The 16,231-nt window shown below is 60.8% G+C and carries 21 protein-coding genes; all 21 read right to left on the minus strand.

The window, feature by feature from the left end; translation table 11 throughout:
- Positions 1-4: 4 nt before the first annotated feature.
- Positions 5-400 (minus strand): 30S ribosomal protein S8, encoded by a 396-nt coding sequence (gene rpsH / locus HDE76_RS09755; protein ID WP_179479296.1) that lies wholly within the window; start codon positions 398-400, stop codon positions 5-7.
- Positions 401-623: 223 nt separating this feature from the next.
- The gene (gene rpsN / locus HDE76_RS09760) at positions 624-929 is read right to left on the minus strand and encodes a 30S ribosomal protein S14 (RefSeq protein ID WP_179479294.1); all 306 of its coding nucleotides are present in this window, start codon (positions 927-929) and stop codon (positions 624-626) included.
- A 15-nt stretch (positions 930-944) separates the two neighbouring features.
- Positions 945-1,487: a 50S ribosomal protein L5 gene (gene rplE, locus HDE76_RS09765; protein ID WP_179479735.1), complete on the minus strand. Its 543-nt coding sequence runs from the start codon at positions 1,485-1,487 to the stop codon at positions 945-947.
- A gap of 8 nt (positions 1,488-1,495) precedes the next feature.
- Complete coding sequence (rplX, locus tag HDE76_RS09770; protein ID WP_179479286.1) at positions 1,496-1,810, minus strand: 50S ribosomal protein L24; 315 nt, start codon at positions 1,808-1,810, stop codon at positions 1,496-1,498.
- Positions 1,811-1,824: 14 nt separating this feature from the next.
- Complete coding sequence (rplN, locus tag HDE76_RS09775; protein WP_007513359.1) at positions 1,825-2,193, minus strand: 50S ribosomal protein L14; 369 nt, start codon at positions 2,191-2,193, stop codon at positions 1,825-1,827.
- A 14-nt stretch (positions 2,194-2,207) separates the two neighbouring features.
- Positions 2,208-2,486, minus strand: coding sequence for a 30S ribosomal protein S17 (gene rpsQ / locus HDE76_RS09780; protein ID WP_179479285.1), 279 nt, complete (start codon positions 2,484-2,486; stop codon positions 2,208-2,210).
- Between the two features lie 11 nt (positions 2,487-2,497).
- Positions 2,498-2,683 (minus strand): 50S ribosomal protein L29, encoded by a 186-nt coding sequence (gene rpmC / locus HDE76_RS09785; protein WP_179479283.1) that lies wholly within the window; start codon positions 2,681-2,683, stop codon positions 2,498-2,500.
- Complete coding sequence (gene rplP, locus HDE76_RS09790) at positions 2,683-3,096, minus strand: 50S ribosomal protein L16 (protein WP_179479281.1); 414 nt, start codon at positions 3,094-3,096, stop codon at positions 2,683-2,685. Before rplP ends, rpmC begins: the two co-directional genes overlap by 1 nt.
- A gap of 11 nt (positions 3,097-3,107) precedes the next feature.
- On the minus strand, positions 3,108-3,866 hold the full coding sequence (gene rpsC, locus HDE76_RS09795) for a 30S ribosomal protein S3 (protein ID WP_179479279.1): 759 nt from the start codon (positions 3,864-3,866) through the stop codon (positions 3,108-3,110).
- 15 nt (positions 3,867-3,881) lie between these two features.
- A complete protein-coding gene (gene rplV / locus HDE76_RS09800) occupies positions 3,882-4,217 on the minus strand; it encodes a 50S ribosomal protein L22 (RefSeq protein ID WP_179479277.1) in 336 nt (111 codons plus the stop codon).
- Positions 4,217-4,489 carry a 30S ribosomal protein S19 gene (gene rpsS / locus HDE76_RS09805; protein WP_007082178.1) on the minus strand — a complete coding sequence of 91 codons (273 nt, stop codon included), beginning with the start codon at positions 4,487-4,489 and terminating at the stop codon, positions 4,217-4,219. The genes rplV and rpsS overlap by 1 nt, the downstream gene beginning before the upstream one ends.
- 12 nt (positions 4,490-4,501) lie before the next feature.
- A complete protein-coding gene (gene rplB / locus HDE76_RS09810; protein WP_179479269.1) occupies positions 4,502-5,323 on the minus strand; it encodes a 50S ribosomal protein L2 in 822 nt (273 codons plus the stop codon).
- Positions 5,324-5,340: 17 nt separating this feature from the next.
- The gene (gene rplW / locus HDE76_RS09815) at positions 5,341-5,634 is read right to left on the minus strand and encodes a 50S ribosomal protein L23 (RefSeq protein WP_179479268.1); all 294 of its coding nucleotides are present in this window, start codon (positions 5,632-5,634) and stop codon (positions 5,341-5,343) included.
- Complete coding sequence (gene rplD, locus HDE76_RS09820; RefSeq protein ID WP_179479266.1) at positions 5,631-6,233, minus strand: 50S ribosomal protein L4; 603 nt, start codon at positions 6,231-6,233, stop codon at positions 5,631-5,633. The genes rplW and rplD overlap by 4 nt, the downstream gene beginning before the upstream one ends.
- Positions 6,234-6,243: 10 nt before the next feature.
- Positions 6,244-6,885, minus strand: coding sequence for a 50S ribosomal protein L3 (rplC, locus tag HDE76_RS09825; RefSeq protein ID WP_179479264.1), 642 nt, complete (start codon positions 6,883-6,885; stop codon positions 6,244-6,246).
- Between the two features lie 20 nt (positions 6,886-6,905).
- Positions 6,906-7,217, minus strand: a complete 312-nt coding sequence (rpsJ, locus tag HDE76_RS09830; protein WP_017461875.1) for a 30S ribosomal protein S10 — start codon at positions 7,215-7,217, stop codon at positions 6,906-6,908.
- 260 nt (positions 7,218-7,477) lie between these two features.
- Positions 7,478-8,668, minus strand: a complete 1,191-nt coding sequence (tuf, locus tag HDE76_RS09835) for an elongation factor Tu (RefSeq protein ID WP_179479240.1) — start codon at positions 8,666-8,668, stop codon at positions 7,478-7,480.
- A gap of 140 nt (positions 8,669-8,808) precedes the next feature.
- Positions 8,809-10,899, minus strand: coding sequence for an elongation factor G (fusA, locus tag HDE76_RS09840; RefSeq protein ID WP_184507040.1), 2,091 nt, complete (start codon positions 10,897-10,899; stop codon positions 8,809-8,811).
- A 48-nt stretch (positions 10,900-10,947) separates the two neighbouring features.
- Positions 10,948-11,415, minus strand: coding sequence for a 30S ribosomal protein S7 (rpsG, locus tag HDE76_RS09845; protein ID WP_179479260.1), 468 nt, complete (start codon positions 11,413-11,415; stop codon positions 10,948-10,950).
- A 12-nt stretch (positions 11,416-11,427) separates the two neighbouring features.
- Entirely contained in the window at positions 11,428-11,802 is a 375-nt protein-coding gene (gene rpsL / locus HDE76_RS09850) for a 30S ribosomal protein S12 (protein WP_056386848.1), read from the minus strand.
- Between the two features lie 191 nt (positions 11,803-11,993).
- On the minus strand, positions 11,994-16,208 hold the full coding sequence (rpoC, locus tag HDE76_RS09855; RefSeq protein ID WP_179479253.1) for a DNA-directed RNA polymerase subunit beta': 4,215 nt from the start codon (positions 16,206-16,208) through the stop codon (positions 11,994-11,996).
- Positions 16,209-16,231 lie beyond the last annotated feature (23 nt).

Raw genomic sequence — 16,231 nt, forward strand, 5'->3', positions numbered from 1 at the left:
CTCCTTACGCCACGCGGCCGATGACTTCGCCACCGAGACCCTTGGCACGGGCCTGGGCGTCGGTCAGCAGACCGGCCGAAGTCGAAATGATCGAAATACCGAGGCCACCAAGCACCTTGGGCAACTCGTCCTTGCCGCGGTACACACGCAGGCCGGAGCGGCTGACACGGGCTATGGTCTCGATGGCCGGTTGGCCGTCGAAATACTTGAGCTTGATCTCGAGCACCGGTTTACCTTCCTCGCTGGAAGTCTTGGCGTCGAGGATGTAGCCCTCGTTCTTGAGAAGGTCGGCGATAGCCACCTTCAGTTTCGACGACGGCATACGAACGGCCGGCTTGCCCATGGACTGGGCGTTGCGGACGCGCGTAAACAGATCGGCGATGGGATCAGTCATGCTCATGAAAAGTCCTTCCTGAGTGCACCGATATCCGATAAAACCGGAAATCAATTAGATTGTGAGCCGACCGAGAGCGCCGGCCTGCTTTGCGCAGACCGCCGACTATATCAGCTTTACCAGGTTTTAGCGAGTATCACGTGCGGTAATCGCATTTGCCGGCAGCCGGTGGGCTGTCGGTCGAGTCGAAATGTGCCGTCGGTACACTTCGATTCGGTAAGAGTCTTTGTTACCAGCTGGCCTTGCGAAGACCCGGCACGTCACCGCGCATGGTCGCTTCACGCAGCTTGTTACGGCCCAGGCCAAACTTCGCATAGACGGCGCGCGGACGACCCGTGAGGGCGCAGCGCGTGCGCTGACGCGACGGGCTGGCGTCGCGCGGCAGCTTCTGCAATTTCGCCTGTGCTTCCATTTTCTCCTCGTAGGAGGCCGTGGTGCTCAGCACGATCGCCTTGAACTCGCTGCGCTTGGCAGCGTACTTCTTGACGAGCTTGGTCCGCTTGATATCGCGGTTCACCATTGATGTCTTAGCCATGGATATCGCGCCTAATCAGTTACGGAACGGAAAGCTGAAAGCGGCCAACAAGGCTTTCGCCTCTTCGTCGGTCTTGGCGGTCGTGGTGATGGAGATATCCATACCACGCAGCGCGTCGACCTGATCGAAGTCGATTTCAGGAAAGATGATCTGTTCCTTGATACCGAAGTTGTAGTTGCCGCGACCATCGAACGCACGAGCCGACACACCGCGGAAGTCGCGCACGCGCGGCAGCGAGATGTTGATCAGGCGGTCCATGAACTCCCACATCTGGGCGCGGCGCAAGGTCACCTTGCAGCCGATCGGCCAGCCGTCACGGATCTTGAACGAAGCGACCGAGACGCGAGCCTTCGTGGTGATCGGCTTCTGACCGGCGATCTTCGCCATGTCGGCCACGGCGTTTTCGAGCACCTTCTTGTTGCCGGCAGCTTCGCCCACGCCCATGTTCAGCGTGATCTTGGTGATGCGGGGAACCTGCATCACGTTCTGGTAGCCGAACTGCTCGGTGAGCTTGGCGACTACCTGCTCTTTATAGAAATTTTCAAGGCGGGTCATGATCGTGTTCCTTACGCGTCCACGACCTCGCCATTCGAACGGAACACGCGGACCTTGCGCCCATCTTCGAGCGTTTTGGTGCCGACGCGTTCACCCTTGTTCGTGGCGGGGTTGAACAGCTGCACATTGGAGAGATGGATCGAAGCTTCACGCTCGACGATGCCGCCAGCCTGGTTGGCCTGGGGATTCGGCTTGGTGTGACGCTTGACCAGATTCACGTTGGAGACGAATACACGATCGTCTGCAACACGCAGCACATCGCCGCGCTGACCCTTGTTTTTACCGGTGATCACGAGGACCTGATCACCTTTGCGGATACGGTTCATTTCTTAAACTCCGCTCAGAGCACTTCGGGAGCAAGCGAGACGATCTTCATGAACTTCTCGCTGCGCAGCTCGCGGGTGACCGGCCCAAAGATACGGGTGCCGATCGGCTCGAGCTTGTTGTTGAGGAGCACCGCTGCATTGCCGTCGAAACGGATCAGCGAGCCATCGGGACGACGCACACCCTTGGCGGTGCGAACCACCACGGCGTTGTAAACCTCGCCTTTCTTTACCTTACCGCGGGGAATGGCATCCTTCACGGTCACTTTGATCACATCACCGATGGCGGCGTAGCGGCGCTTGGACCCGCCGAGCACCTTGATGCACATCAGTTCTTTCGCGCCGCTATTGTCCGCTGCGGAAAGCGTGCTTTGCATCTGGATCATGGCTGCACCCTCCCTTAGACGTTGGCGCGCGTGATGATTTCAACCACGCGGTGATGTTTGGTCTTCGACAACGGACGGCACTCGGCGATACGGACCACATCGCCCTCGTTCGCACCCAGATCGTCCTGCGCATGCAACTTGGTCGAACGGCGAATGATCTTGCCGAGCAGCCAGTGCTGAACCTGACGCTCGACCAGCACGGTCACCGTCTTGTTCATCTTGTTGCTGGTCACGCGACCCTCGAGGGTGCGCACCTGCTTCTTGTTTTCTACTACTTCTTGATTAGCGCTCATGTCAGCCGTCCTTACTTCTTGCCGCCGAGCACAAACTTCGTGCGGGCGATGTCACGCCGAACGCGGCGAAGCTGGTGCGGCTGAGTGAGCTGACCGGAACCCTTCTGCATGCGCAGATTGAACTGCTCCTTGCGAAGGTCCAGCAAATGCTGCTGCAACTCGTCGGCCGACTGGTTGTTGATATCTTTGGTGGCCATCACATCACCGCCCTGGTCACAAACTGGGTCTGCACGGACAGCTTCGCTGCCGCCAGACGGAACGCCTCACGCGCCGTCATTTCATCGACGCCCTCGATTTCATAAAGCATGCGGCCGGGCTGGATGGGGGCAACCCAGAATTCAACGCTGCCCTTACCGGCGCCCATGCGCACTTCGATCGGCTTCTTGGTGATCGGCTTGTCGGGGAACACGCGGATCCACAACTTGCCGCCACGCTTGACGAAACGCGTGATGCAACGACGAGCCGCCTCGATCTGGCGCGCGGTGAGCGCGCCGTGCGTGGTCGCTTTCAGGCCGTACTCGCCAAAGCTGACGAGGTTGGAGCACTGGGCCAAGCCGTCGTTACGGCCCTTGAACTGCTTACGATATTTGGTTCGCTTCGGTTGCAACATGGCAACTCTCCTTACTTGGCCGTCCGCTCGCGGCGGCCGTCACCGGCCTCGCGACGCGAATCATTACGACGACCTTCGCCACCTTCGCGGCGCGGCTGCGCGGATGCCGGCTCATCTTTCTGCTCTTGGCTGGCAGCGGCCAGATCAAAGATCTCGCCCTTGTAGATCCAGACCTTGATACCGATGATGCCGTACGTGGTTTTCGCTTCGGCAGTGCCGTAGTCGATGTCGGCGCGCAGCGTATGCAGCGGCACGCGACCCTCACGGCTCCACTCGGAGCGGGCAATCTCGGCACCGTTCAGACGACCGGACACGTTGATCTTGATACCCAGCGCGCCAAGGCGCATCGCGTTACCGACCGAGCGCTTCATCGCGCGGCGGAACATGATGCGACGCTCGAGCTGCTGCGCGATCGACTCGGCCACCAGCTGCGCATCGATTTCCGGCTTGCGGACTTCGCTGACGTTGATGTGCGTCGGAACGCCCATCATGTCGCTGACTTCCTTGCGCAGCTTCTCGATATCCTCACCCTTCTTGCCGATCACCACGCCTGGACGGGCGGTGTGGATCGTCACGCGTGCGGTCTTGGCCGGACGCTCGATCTGGATGCGGGAGATACCGGCAGCAGCCAGCTTCTTCTTCAGCATGTCGCGCACTTTGATGTCGGCAACCAGGTAGGTTGCGTAATCGCGCTTGTTGGCGAACCACTTCGAGTTCCAGTCCTTGGCAATGCCGAGGCGGATACCGGTGGGATGAACTTTATGACCCATCGTCTCTATCCTCGGTTAGTTGCCAACAACCACAGTGATGTGGCTGGTGCGCTTGAGAATGCGCGAACCGCGGCCTTTGGCGCGGGCGTGCATACGTTTCATCGCCGGACCCTCATCGACGAAGATGCTGGACACTTTCAGCTCGTCCACGTCAGCGCCGAGATTGTTCTCAGCGTTGGCGACGGCCGACAGCAGCACCTTTTTGACCAGGAGCGCGGCTTTCTTGTTGGTAAAGGTCAGCACGTCGCTGGCACGGCCGACGGGGAGCCCGCGGACCAGATCAGCCACGAGGCGGGCCTTTTGCGCCGAGATGCGGGCGCCGCGCAGAATTGCTTTGGCTTCAGTGCTCATCACTTGCCCTTCTTGTCGCCGACATGGCCCTTGAACGTACGGGTCACCGCGAACTCGCCGAGCTTGTGCCCGACCATGTTCTCGTTGATCAGTACGGGTACGTGCTGACGGCCGTTATGGATAGCGATGGTCAAGCCGACCATTTCCGGCAAAATCATCGAGCGGCGCGACCAGGTCTTGATCGGACGCTTGTTGTTGGCGGAAACCGCAGCTTCCACCTTCTTGACGAGGTGAAGGTCGACAAACGGACCTTTTTTCAGAGAGCGTGGCATGTCGGTTTCCTGTTACTTGCGACGACGCACGATGAACTGCTGCGTGCGCTTGTTGTTACGGGTCTTGTAGCCCTTGGCCGGCGTGCCCCACGGGCTGACCGGATGACGACCACCTGAAGTCTTGCCTTCACCACCACCGTGCGGATGGTCGACCGGGTTCATCACCACACCGCGAACGGTCGGGCGAATACCCAGCCAGCGCTTGGCGCCGGCCTTGCCGAGCTTCTTCAGGCTGTGCTCGCCGTTACCGACTTCACCGATGGTGGCGCGGCACTCGACCGGCACCCGGCGCATTTCGCCGGAGCGAAGACGCAGCGTGGCGTAACCGGATTCGCGAGCCACCAGCTGCACCGAGGCACCGGCGCTGCGAGCGATCTGGGCACCCTTGCCAGGGCGCAGCTCGATGCAGTGAATCGTGCTACCCATCGGGATGCTACGCAGCTGCATGCAGTTGCCAGCCTTGATCGGGGCTTCGCGACCGGACAACAGCACATCGCCTACCGCCACGCCCTTCGGCGCAATGATGTAGCGACGCTCGCCGTCGGTGTAGCAAAGCAAAGCGATGTGAGCCGTGCGATTGGGATCGTATTCGATCCGCTCGACCTTGGCCGACACGCCTTCCTTGTCACGCTTGAAATCGATGATGCGGTAATGCTGCTTATGGCCACCGCCACGATGACGCACGGTGATGCGGCCATGATGGTTGCGGCCACCGGTGCGCGACTGCGCCTCGACCAGCGGCGCATACGGCGCGCCCTTGTACAGACCTTCGGTGCGGACGCTTACAGCGTCGCGACGGCCCGGCGAGGTCGGCTTGTGAGTAATTAATGTCATCTCAAAATACTCCTGGCTCAGGCCTTGGCGGAAACGTCGATGGTCTGGCCATCGGCAAGACGCACATAGGCCTTACGCTTGCCCTGACGGCTGCCGGCGCGCTGACGGAAAGCCTTGACCTTGCCCTTGGTGTTGACCAGGTTCACCTGCTTGACGGTCACGTCGAACAGCTTTTCCACGGCAACACGGACATCGGCCTTGGTTGCGGTAGGAGCAACCACGAAGACGTACTGGTTGTGTTCGGCCAGACGGGCCGACTTCTCCGAGATGTGCGGCGCGCGCAGCGTATCGAGAATGCGTTCGTTGTTCATGCCAGCCACTCCTCGATCTTCTTCACGGCGTCGACCGTCATCACCACATGGTCGGAACCGACCAGGCTTACCGGGTTCAGCGCCATCACGTCCAGCACATGGATGTACGGGATATTGCGTGCACCCAGGAACACGTTCTCGGAGGCGTCTTCCGACACCAGCAGCACGCGACCGGTCACTTCCAGCTCGGCCAGCTTGGCCACCATGGTGGTGGTCTTGGGGTTGTCGATGCCGAAGCTCTCGACCACTTTCAGACGACCGGCACGGTTCAGCTCAGCCAGGATCGAGCGGATCGCCACGCGATACGCCTTACGGTTGACCTTCTGCTCGTAGCTGCGCGGCTTGGCAGCGAACGTGCGGCCACCGCCGACGAAGATCGGAGCGCGGTAATCGCCGTGGCGTGCACCGCCGCCCTTCTGCTTCTTGAATTTCTTGGTCGTACCGGACATCTGGCCGCGCGAGAGCTGCGACTGGGTACCGGCACGGCCGGCTGCCTGGTAGGCAACCACGACCTGATGGATCAGGGCCTGCTTGAACTCGGCACCGAACACTTCGTCCGACACGCTGAGCGGCTTTGCGCCAATAACGTTAAGTTCCATGGCGTACTCCTCAGCTCTTCGTCGTCGGACGGATGATGACGTCGCCACCGGTGGCACCCGGTACCGCACCCTTCACCGCAATCAGATGACGCTCGGCGTCGACCTTGATCACTTCCAGACCCTGCTGCGTGCGGTTCACTGCACCCATGTGGCCGGACATCTTCTTGCCTGGGAACACGCGTCCCGGCGTCTGGCGCTGGCCGATAGAACCCGGCGCGCGATGCGACAGCGAGTTACCGTGGGTGGCATCACCCATCTTGAAGTTCCAGCGCTTGATCGTGCCCTGGAAGCCCTTGCCTTTCGACACGCCGGCAACGTCAACGATCTGGCCGACGGTGAACACCTCGTCAGCCTTGATCTCGTTACCCACGGCATACTTGCCGAGATCGTCGGCAGACACGCGGAACTCCCACAAACCACGACCCGGCTCGACCTTGGCCGAGGCGTAATGGCCCTTCAGCGGCTGAGTCAGCAGGTTTGCACGCTTGGTGCCCACTGCGACCTGAACAGCGCTGTAGCCGTCGTTATCTTCCGTCTTCAACTGGGTCACCCGGTTCGGCGTCGCTTCAATCAGCGTCACCGGAATCGAACGGCCATCTTCAGTGAAGAGTCGGCTCATGCCGCATTTGCGGCCAACCAATCCGATACTCATCTTCGTATCCTGTCTATCGCTCAACCGAGCTTGATCTGAACATCGACGCCAGCGGCGAGATCAAGCTTCATGAGCGCGTCCACGGTTTTGTCGTTCGGGTCAACAATGTCCAACACGCGCTTGTGAGTACGAGTTTCGTACTGGTCGCGTGCGTCTTTGTCGACGTGCGGAGACACCAGAATGGTGTAACGCTCGATCTTGGTCGGCAGCGGAATCGGGCCGAGGACCGTGGCGCCTGTGCGCTTGGCCGTCTCGACGATCTCGCTGGCTGAGCGGTCGATCAAACGATGATCGTACGCCTTCAATCGAATCCGAATCTTCTGGTTCGCCATAACCGTGTCCTATTGTCGAAAGAACGTAATGTGAAACAGAACGGCTTCTCACCGCCCTGCACAACCCTTGTATTACACAGCCGCCACGCCTATTGCAGGTATGGCAAGCCGCACAGCTTACATCAATTTTATGAAAAAGTAGAGCTTTATTTCAGCCATCGTCCATGCTGGCAAAGCTAAGCCCGACATCCATGTCGGACTCTTCATAAGAGCGACTCACCCTGGGGCTTGAGTAATCCGGCCCCAAGGTTGGATCTTGCTTACTTGATGACCTTGGCAACGACGCCGGCGCCGACGGTGCGACCGCCTTCACGGATGGCGAAGCGCAGGCCTTCGTCCATCGCGATCGGGTGGATCAGGCTCACCACCATCTTCACGTTGTCACCCGGCATCACCATTTCCACGCCCTCGGGCAGCTCGCAAGCGCCCGTCACGTCGGTGGTGCGGAAGTAGAACTGCGGGCGGTAGCCCTTGAAGAACGGCGTATGACGGCCACCCTCGTCCTTCGACAGAACGTACACCTCGGCCTCGAAGTCCGTATGCGGGGTGATCGTGCCCGGCTTGGCCAGCACCTGGCCGCGCTCGACGTCGTCACGCTTCAGGCCGCGCAGCAGCAGACCGGCGTTGTCGCCTGCCTGACCCTGATCCAGCAGCTTGCGGAACATTTCCACGCCCGTCACGGTGGTCTTCTGCGTATTGCGGATACCCACCACTTCGATTTCGTCGCCGACCTTGATGATGCCGCGCTCGATACGACCGGTCACCACCGTGCCGCGGCCGGAGATCGAGAACACGTCTTCGACCGGCATCAGGAACGGCTTGTCGATCACGCGCACCGGCTCAGGGATGTACGCGTCCAGCGCGTCCACCAGCTTGATGATCGACGGCACGCCGATTTCGCTCTGGTCGCCTTCCAGCGCCAGCTTGGCCGAACCATGGATCATCGGGGTGTCGTCGCCCGGGAAGTCGTACTTGCTCAGCAGCTCGCGCACTTCCATCTCGACCAGCTCGAGCAGCTCGGCGTCGTCGACCATGTCCGCCTTGTTCAGGTAGACCACGATGTACGGCACGCCGACCTGGCGCGACAGCAGGATGTGCTCGCGCGTCTGCGGCATCGGGCCGTCCGCGGCCGAGCACACCAGAATCGCGCCGTCCATCTGCGCCGCACCGGTGATCATGTTCTTCACATAATCCGCGTGACCCGGGCAGTCGACGTGCGCGTAGTGGCGGTTCGGCGACTCGTATTCCACGTGCGCGGTCGAGATCGTGATGCCGCGCGCCTTCTCTTCCGGCGCCGCGTCGATCGCGTCATAGGCCTTGAACTCGCCACCGAAACGTTCTGCACCGACTTTCGTCAGCGCCGCTGTCAGCGTCGTCTTGCCGTGATCCACGTGACCAATCGTGCCGACGTTGACGTGCGGCTTGGTGCGTTCGAATTTACCCTTTGCCATGACCTAAACCTCTAAATGAAATATGGAACTTAGAAACGAACTTTTAAAAGTGCAGCCACTAATGGCCGCTTCTTGATCTTCGCATTCACGAACGAATGCAAAAACAGCGAATGCAAAAACGTCATTCTGCCGCTGAATCCTCAGGCCCTTTTCATGACCTGCTCGGCGATGTTGTTCGGCGCCTCGGCATAGTGATCGAACTCCATGGTGTACGTGGCGCGACCCTGCGTCTGCGAACGCAAACTAGTGGCGTAACCGAACATCTCACCCAGCGGAACGGTGGCGTTGATCACCTTTCCGGAATTGGTGTCTTCGGAGCCCTGCAGCACGCCCCGGCGGCGGCTAAGGTCTCCCATGACATCACCCATGTAATCCTCGGGCGTCACCACCTCGATCTTCATGACTGGCTCCAACAAAGCCGGGCTGGCCTTGTGAAAACCTTCCTTGAAACCGATGGAACCGGCGATTTTGAACGCCATTTCGTTGGAGTCGACCTCATGATACGAGCCGTCGATCAGCCGGATCTTAACGTCGACGACCGGAAACCCGGCCAGCGGACCAGAGCTCATCGCCTCTTGAATGCCCTTGTCGACCGCAGGAATGAATTCCTTCGGAATCGCGCCGCCGACAATGGCATTCTCGAACACATAACCCTGCCCGCGCTCCTGCGGAACAATCTCCAGCACCACGTGGCCGAACTGACCCTTGCCACCGGACTGGCGAATAAACTTGCCTTCCTGCCTGACCGACTTGCGAATGGTCTCGCGATAAGCCACCTGCGGCTTGCCGACGTTCGCATCCACATGATATTCGCGCCGCATCCGATCGACCAGAATATCCAGATGTAGCTCGCCCATACCGGCGATGATGATCTGGCCCGACTCCTCATCGGTGCGCACGCGAAAGGACGGATCCTCCGACGCGAGACGACCCAGCGCCACACCCATTTTCTCCTGGTCCGACTGGGTTCTCGGCTCGACCGCCATGGCAATGACGGGTTCCGGAAAAACCATCCGCTCCAGCGTGATCAGGTGGTCCTGAGCGCACAGGGTGTCGCCGGTGGTGACATCTTTCAGGCCGACCGCTGCCGCGATATCGCCGGCGCAGACTTCCTTCAGTTCCTGGCGGTCGTTTGCATGCATTTGCAGCAGGCGGCCGATCCGCTCTTTTTTGCTCTTGGTCGGGTTGTACAACGCGTCGCCCGATTTCAACACGCCCGAATAGACGCGAAAAAACGTCAGCGACCCGACGAAAGGATCCGTCATGATCTTGAAGGCCAGCGCCGCGAACGGCTGATCGTCGCCCGCCGTCCGGGTGATTTCCCGCTCGCTCTCGTCAAGACCTTTGACGGGAGGACGATCGGCCGGCGATGGCAGAAACTGCACCACCGCGTCGAGCATCGCCTGCACGCCTTTGTTCTTGAACGCCGAGCCGCAGAACACCGGAATCAAGGTTGCCGCCAGAGTCCCTGCGCGGATGCCGGCGAGAATGTCCTCCTCAGCCAGATCACCCTCTTCCAGGTACTTGTTCATCAGCGTTTCGGACGTTTCCGCCGCCGCTTCGACCATGAAGTTGCGCGCCTCGATGGCAGCGTCCGTCAAGTCTGCCGGGATATCCCGGTAGTCGAACTTCATGCCCTGGGATTCCATATCCCAGATCACCGCTTTCATCTTGATCAGGTCGACAACGCCTTCGAAACCCTCTTCGGCACCGATAGGCACCTGCATCGGCACCGGGTTGGCGCCCAAGCGGGACTTCAGCTGACCCACGACGCCGTCGAAGTCGGCGCCGGTACGGTCCATTTTGTTGACGAAAGCCAACCGTGGTACCGAATACTTGTTCGCCTGACGCCACACTGTTTCGGACTGCGGCTGTACGCCACCCACGGCGCACAGAACGAAAACCGCGCCATCCAAAACGCGTAGGGACCGCTCAACTTCGATCGTGAAGTCAACGTGCCCCGGCGTATCGATAATATTGAAGCGATGTTCGGGCATGGACTGATCCATGCCCTTCCAGAACGCCGTCGTCGCCGCCGACGTTATGGTGATACCGCGCTCCTGCTCTTGCTCCATCCAGTCCATCGTGGCCGCGCCGTCATGCACTTCCCCGATCCTGTGGCTGACGCCGGTGTAGAACAGGATGCGTTCCGTTGTCGTGGTTTTTCCGGCATCAATGTGGGCCATGATGCCGAAGTTACGATAACGGTCGATGGGAGTGGTGCGTGCCACAGGATGAACCTCGGAGAAGCATGTAGCACTTGCCGGTACAGCCGACGATTACCAGCGGTAGTGCGAGAACGCCTTGTTGGCCTCGGCCATACGATGCGTTTCTTCGCGCTTCTTGGCAGCGCCGCCGCGGCTTTCCGAAGCTTCCAGCAATTCGGCGGCAAGCTTTTTCGGCATCGAGGTCTCGCCGCGCTTACGCGCCGCATCGATGACCCAACGCATGGCCAACGCCATGCGACGACCCGGACGGACTTCGACCGGCACCTGGTACGTAGCACCACCGACGCGGCGCGACTTGACCTCGACGGCCGGCGCGATGTTGTTCAGCGCCTTCTCGACCAGCGCTACCGGCTCGCCGTTCTTCTCGCCGATATGCAGCAGCGCGCCGTAAACGATGCTTTCTGCGACTGATTTCTTACCGCTCTTCATCACCATGTTGATGAAACGGGCGATGAGCTGGCTGCCGTGCTTCGGATCCGGAAGGATCTGACGGGCGGGATGTGAACCTTTACGCGACATGTTTGCTGTCCTTTACTTTTTCGGGCGCTTGGCGCCGTACTTGGAGCGCGATTGACGACGCTTGGTGACACCAGCGCAATCGAGGCTGCCGCGCACCGTGTGGTAGCGCACACCCGGCAGATCCTTGACGCGACCGCCGCGGATCAGCACCACCGAGTGCTCTTGCAGGTTATGACCTTCACCACCGATGTAGCTGATGATCTCGAAGCCGTTGGTCAGGCGCACCTTGGCAACCTTACGCAGGGCCGAGTTCGGCTTTTTCGGGGTGGTTGTGTAAACGCGCGTGCAGACGCCGCGGCGCTGCGGGCTGCTCTGCAGAGCCGGCGACCCACTCTTGTAGGTCTTGGGGCTGCGGGACTTGCGCACCAATTGATTGACTGTCGTCATGCGAAGCTAATCCTGAAAACCTGATTCTGAAAACATCAAAGGCAGCCCGAACGTACTCGGTCTGCCAAGAAGCGGAAATTTAACATGGGCAGGTCGCCAGAGGCAACCGAGAACCCTGCCATCCTTGAGCCGAACACGAGGCGCATCCATGCACCTCCTACGTATGTCAGCGAGACAAACCTTGAGCAGGCTTACTCTGAACCGTCATCGCTACCGGCCGGCGCCTCGGCAAACGACACGACAGGAGTGGAGCCGGACAGCGCATCCAGTTCCGAATCGGTCAATCCACCCTGACGGCGGCGCGCCGCGTGGTATGCCAAGCCTGTACCAGCCGGAATCAAGCGGCCGACAATAACATTTTCCTTCAAGCCACGCAAGGTGTCACGCGTGCCGCGGACGGCTGCCTCGGTCAGAACGCGGGTGGTTTCCTGGAACGACGCTGCCGAGATGAACGACTCGGTAGCCAGCGACGCCTTGGTGATACCCAGCAATACCGACTGATACTCGGCCGGACGCTCGCCCTTGGCGATCGCACGATCGTTTTCGCCATTGATACGCACGCGCTCGACCTGCTCGCCGCGCAGGTAATGGCTCTCGCCCGGCTCGACGATCTCGACCTTGCGCAGCATCTGGCGAATGATCGCTTCGATGTGCTTGTCGTTGATCTTCACGCCCTGCAAGCGGTACACGTCCTGAATTTCCTTGACCAGGTACGAGGCCAGCGGCTCCACGCCCAGCAGGCGCAGGATGTCATGCGGGCTCGGCTCGCCGTCGACGACGGTTTCGCCCTTCTCGACATGCTCGCCCTCGAACACGATGACCTGACGCCACTTCGGAATCAGCTCCTCGTGCTCGTTGCCATCCACGTCCTTGATGATCAGGCGCTGCTTGCCCTTGGTGTCCTTGCCGAAGCTGATGATGCCCGAGCGCTCCGCGAGGATCGCCGGCTCCTTCGGCTTGCGTGCCTCGAACAAGTCGGCCACGCGCGGCAGACCACCGGTGATGTCACGGGTCTTGGAGGTCTCCTGCGGGATACGGGCAACCACGTCGCCCACGCCCACTTCGGCACCGTTCTGGATCGACACGATCGCACCGGCCGGCAGGAAGTACTGCGCGGCGATGTCCGTACCCGGCAGCTTGAGCTCGCGGCCCTTGCTGTCTTCCAGGCGCACGATCGGACGCAGATCCTTCGCCTGCGCACCGCGGCGTTTCGGATCGGTGACCACCGCAGACTCGAGGCCGGTCAGATCATCGGTCTGGCTCTGCACGGTGACGCCATCGAGGAAGTCGATGAAGCGCACCACGCCCGCCACTTCGGTGACGATCGGATGGGTATGCGGATCCCAATTGGCTACGGTCTGGCCCGGCTTGACCGGCGCACCATCCTTGACCGCGATGATGGCGCCGTAAGGCACCTTGTAACGCTCGCGCTCACGGCCGCTGGTATCGATCACGCTCAGTTCGCCTGAACGCGAGACAGCCACCAGATGACCCTGCTTGTGCTGCACCGACTTCAGGTTGTTGAACTTCAGCGAACCGGTGGTCTTCACCGTCACGTTGTCCACTGCAGCCGCACGCGAAGCCGCGCCGCCGATGTGGAACGTACGCATGGTCAGCTGGGTACCGGGCTCACCGATGGACTGTGCGGCAACCACGCCGACGGCCTCACCCATGTTGACCAGGTGACCACGAGCCAGATCGCGGCCGTAGCAGAACTTGCACACGCCGTGGGCGGCGGCGCAGGTGATCGGCGAACGGACCTTGATGATCTGTACGCCGGCCTTGTCCAGCTTTTCGACCAGCGCTTCGTTGAGCAGGGTGTCGCGGGTGACGATCGGCTGATCGTCGTCGCCGGGGCCGTAAACGTCCTCGACCACCACACGACCGAGCACGCGCTCGCGCAACGGCTCGACCACGTCGCCGCCTTCGACGATCGGCTGCATGATCACGCCGTTCTCGGTGCCGCAATCGTCCATCGTGATCACGACGTCCTGCGCCACGTCGACGAGTCGACGGGTCAAGTAACCGGAGTTCGCCGTCTTCAACGCCGTATCCGCCAGGCCCTTACGAGCGCCGTGGGTGGAGTTGAAGTACTGCAGCACGTTCAGGCCTTCGCGGAAGTTCGCCTTGATCGGCGTCTCGATGATCGAGCCATCCGGACGCGCCATCAGGCCGCGCATGCCGGCCAGCTGACGAATCTGCGCCACGGAACCACGGGCGCCGGAGTCGGCCATGATGTACAGCGAGTTCATCGACTTCTGATTGACCGTCTTGCCGTCGACATCCTTGACCTTTTCGGTACCGATGCCGTCGATCATGGCCTTGGCCACCAGTTCGCTGGTACGCGACCAGATGTCGACCACCTTGTTGTAGCGCTCGCCGGCCGTGACCAGGCCCGACTGATACTGCTGCTGGATCTCGACGACTTCCTTCTCGGCTTCTTCCAGGATCGGCTTCTTCTCGTCCGGAATCAGCATGTCGTCGATGCCGATGGAGATACCGGCGCGCGTCGCGAAACGGAAGCCCGTGTACATCAGCTTGTCGGCGAACACGACGGTTTCCTTCAAGCCCAGCAAACGGTAGCTGGAGTTGATCAGGCGCGAGATCGCCTTCTTGGTCAGCTCGGTATTGGCCAGCTCGAACGGCAGGCCCTCGGGCAGAATTTCAGCCAGCAGGGCGCGGCCGACGGTGGTGTCGACGATCTTGGTTTCGTGGGTGCGCGTGCCGTCCTCGGCAATGTTCACCAGCTTCAGGCGAACCTTGACCTTGGCGTGCAGCTCGACGGCACGGTTGTCGTAGGCACGGCGCACTTCGGCGATGCCGGAGAACACCATGCCGCCACCCTTGACGTTGATCAGCTCGCGGGTCATGTAATACAGGCCCAGCACGACGTCCTGCGTCGGCACGATGATCGGCTCGCCGTTGGCGGGGCTGAGGATGTTGTTGGACGACATCATCAGCGCGCGCGCTTCCAGCTGCGCCTCGATCGAGAGCGGCACGTGCACGGCCATCTGATCGCCGTCGAAGTCGGCGTTGAATGCAGTACAGACCAGCGGATGCAGCTGGATCGCCTTGCCTTCGATCAGTTTCGGCTCGAACGCCTGGATGCCCAGACGATGCAGGGTCGGCGCACGGTTCAGCAGCACCGGATGTTCGCGAATCACCTCTTCGAGGATGTCCCAGACCTGTGCTTCTTCGCGCTCGACCAGCTTCTTGGCCGCCTTGATGGTAGTGGCTTCGCCACGCGCCTGCAGCTTGGCGAAGATGAAGGGCTTGAACAGCTCGAGCGCCATTTTCTTCGGCAGACCGCACTGGTGCAGACGCAAGGTCGGACCGACCACGATCACCGAACGACCGGAGTAGTCCACGCGCTTGCCGAGCAGGTTCTGACGGAACCGGCCCTGCTTGCCCTTGATCATGTCGGCCAGCGACTTCAGCGCGCGCTTGTTGGTGCCGGTGATGGCACGGCCGCGGCGACCGTTGTCGAGCAGCGCATCGACCGATTCCTGCAGCATGCGCTTTTCGTTGCGCACGATGATGTCCGGCGCATTGAGTTCGAGCAGACGCTTCAGGCGGTTGTTGCGGTTGATCACGCGACGGTACAAATCGTTCAGATCGGAGGTCGCAAAGCGGCCACCGTCCAGCGGCACCAGCGGACGCAGGTCCGGCGGCAGCACGGGCAGTACGGTCAGCACCATCCACTCTGGCTTGTTGCCGGACTCCAGGAACGCCTCGATAAGCTTCACGCGCTTGGTCAGTCGCTTGAGCTTGGTCTCGGAGTTGGTGGAGGTGATCTCTTCCTTCAGACGAATGACTTCGCCCGGCAGGTCGAGCGACTTCAGCAGATGGAACACGGCCTCGGCACCCATGCGGGCGTCGAACTCGTCGCCATGCTCTTCGGTCGCTTCCAGATACTGGTCTTCGCTGAGCAGCTGACCGCGCTCGAGCGCCGTCATGCCCGGATCGATCACCACGAAGGCCTCGAAGTACAGGATGCGCTCGATGTCGCGCAGCGTCATGTCCAGCATCAGGCCGATGCGCGACGGCAGCGACTTGAGGAACCAGATGTGCGCGGTCGGGCTGGCCAGCTCGATGTGGCCCATGCGCTCGCGACGCACCTTGGCCAGCGTCACTTCCGTGCCGCACTTCTCACACACCACGCCACGATGCTTCATGCGCTTGTACTTGCCGCACAGGCACTCGTAGTCCTTCACCGGTCCGAAGATGGCGGCGCAGAACAGGCCGTCGCGCTCGGGCTTGAAGGTACGGTAATTGATGGTTTCCGGCTTTTTGACTTCGCCGAATGACCACGAACGGATCAGCTCGGGCGACGCCAGCGCGATCTTGATCGCGTCAAAATCCGGCGTAGCGCGCTGCTGATTGAACAGATTGAGCAGGTCTTTCATTGCTTGGCTCCTGTAGGCGCGCG

Source organism: Rhodanobacter sp. ANJX3 (assembly GCF_014200755.1).
Lineage (GTDB): Bacteria > Pseudomonadota > Gammaproteobacteria > Xanthomonadales > Rhodanobacteraceae > Rhodanobacter.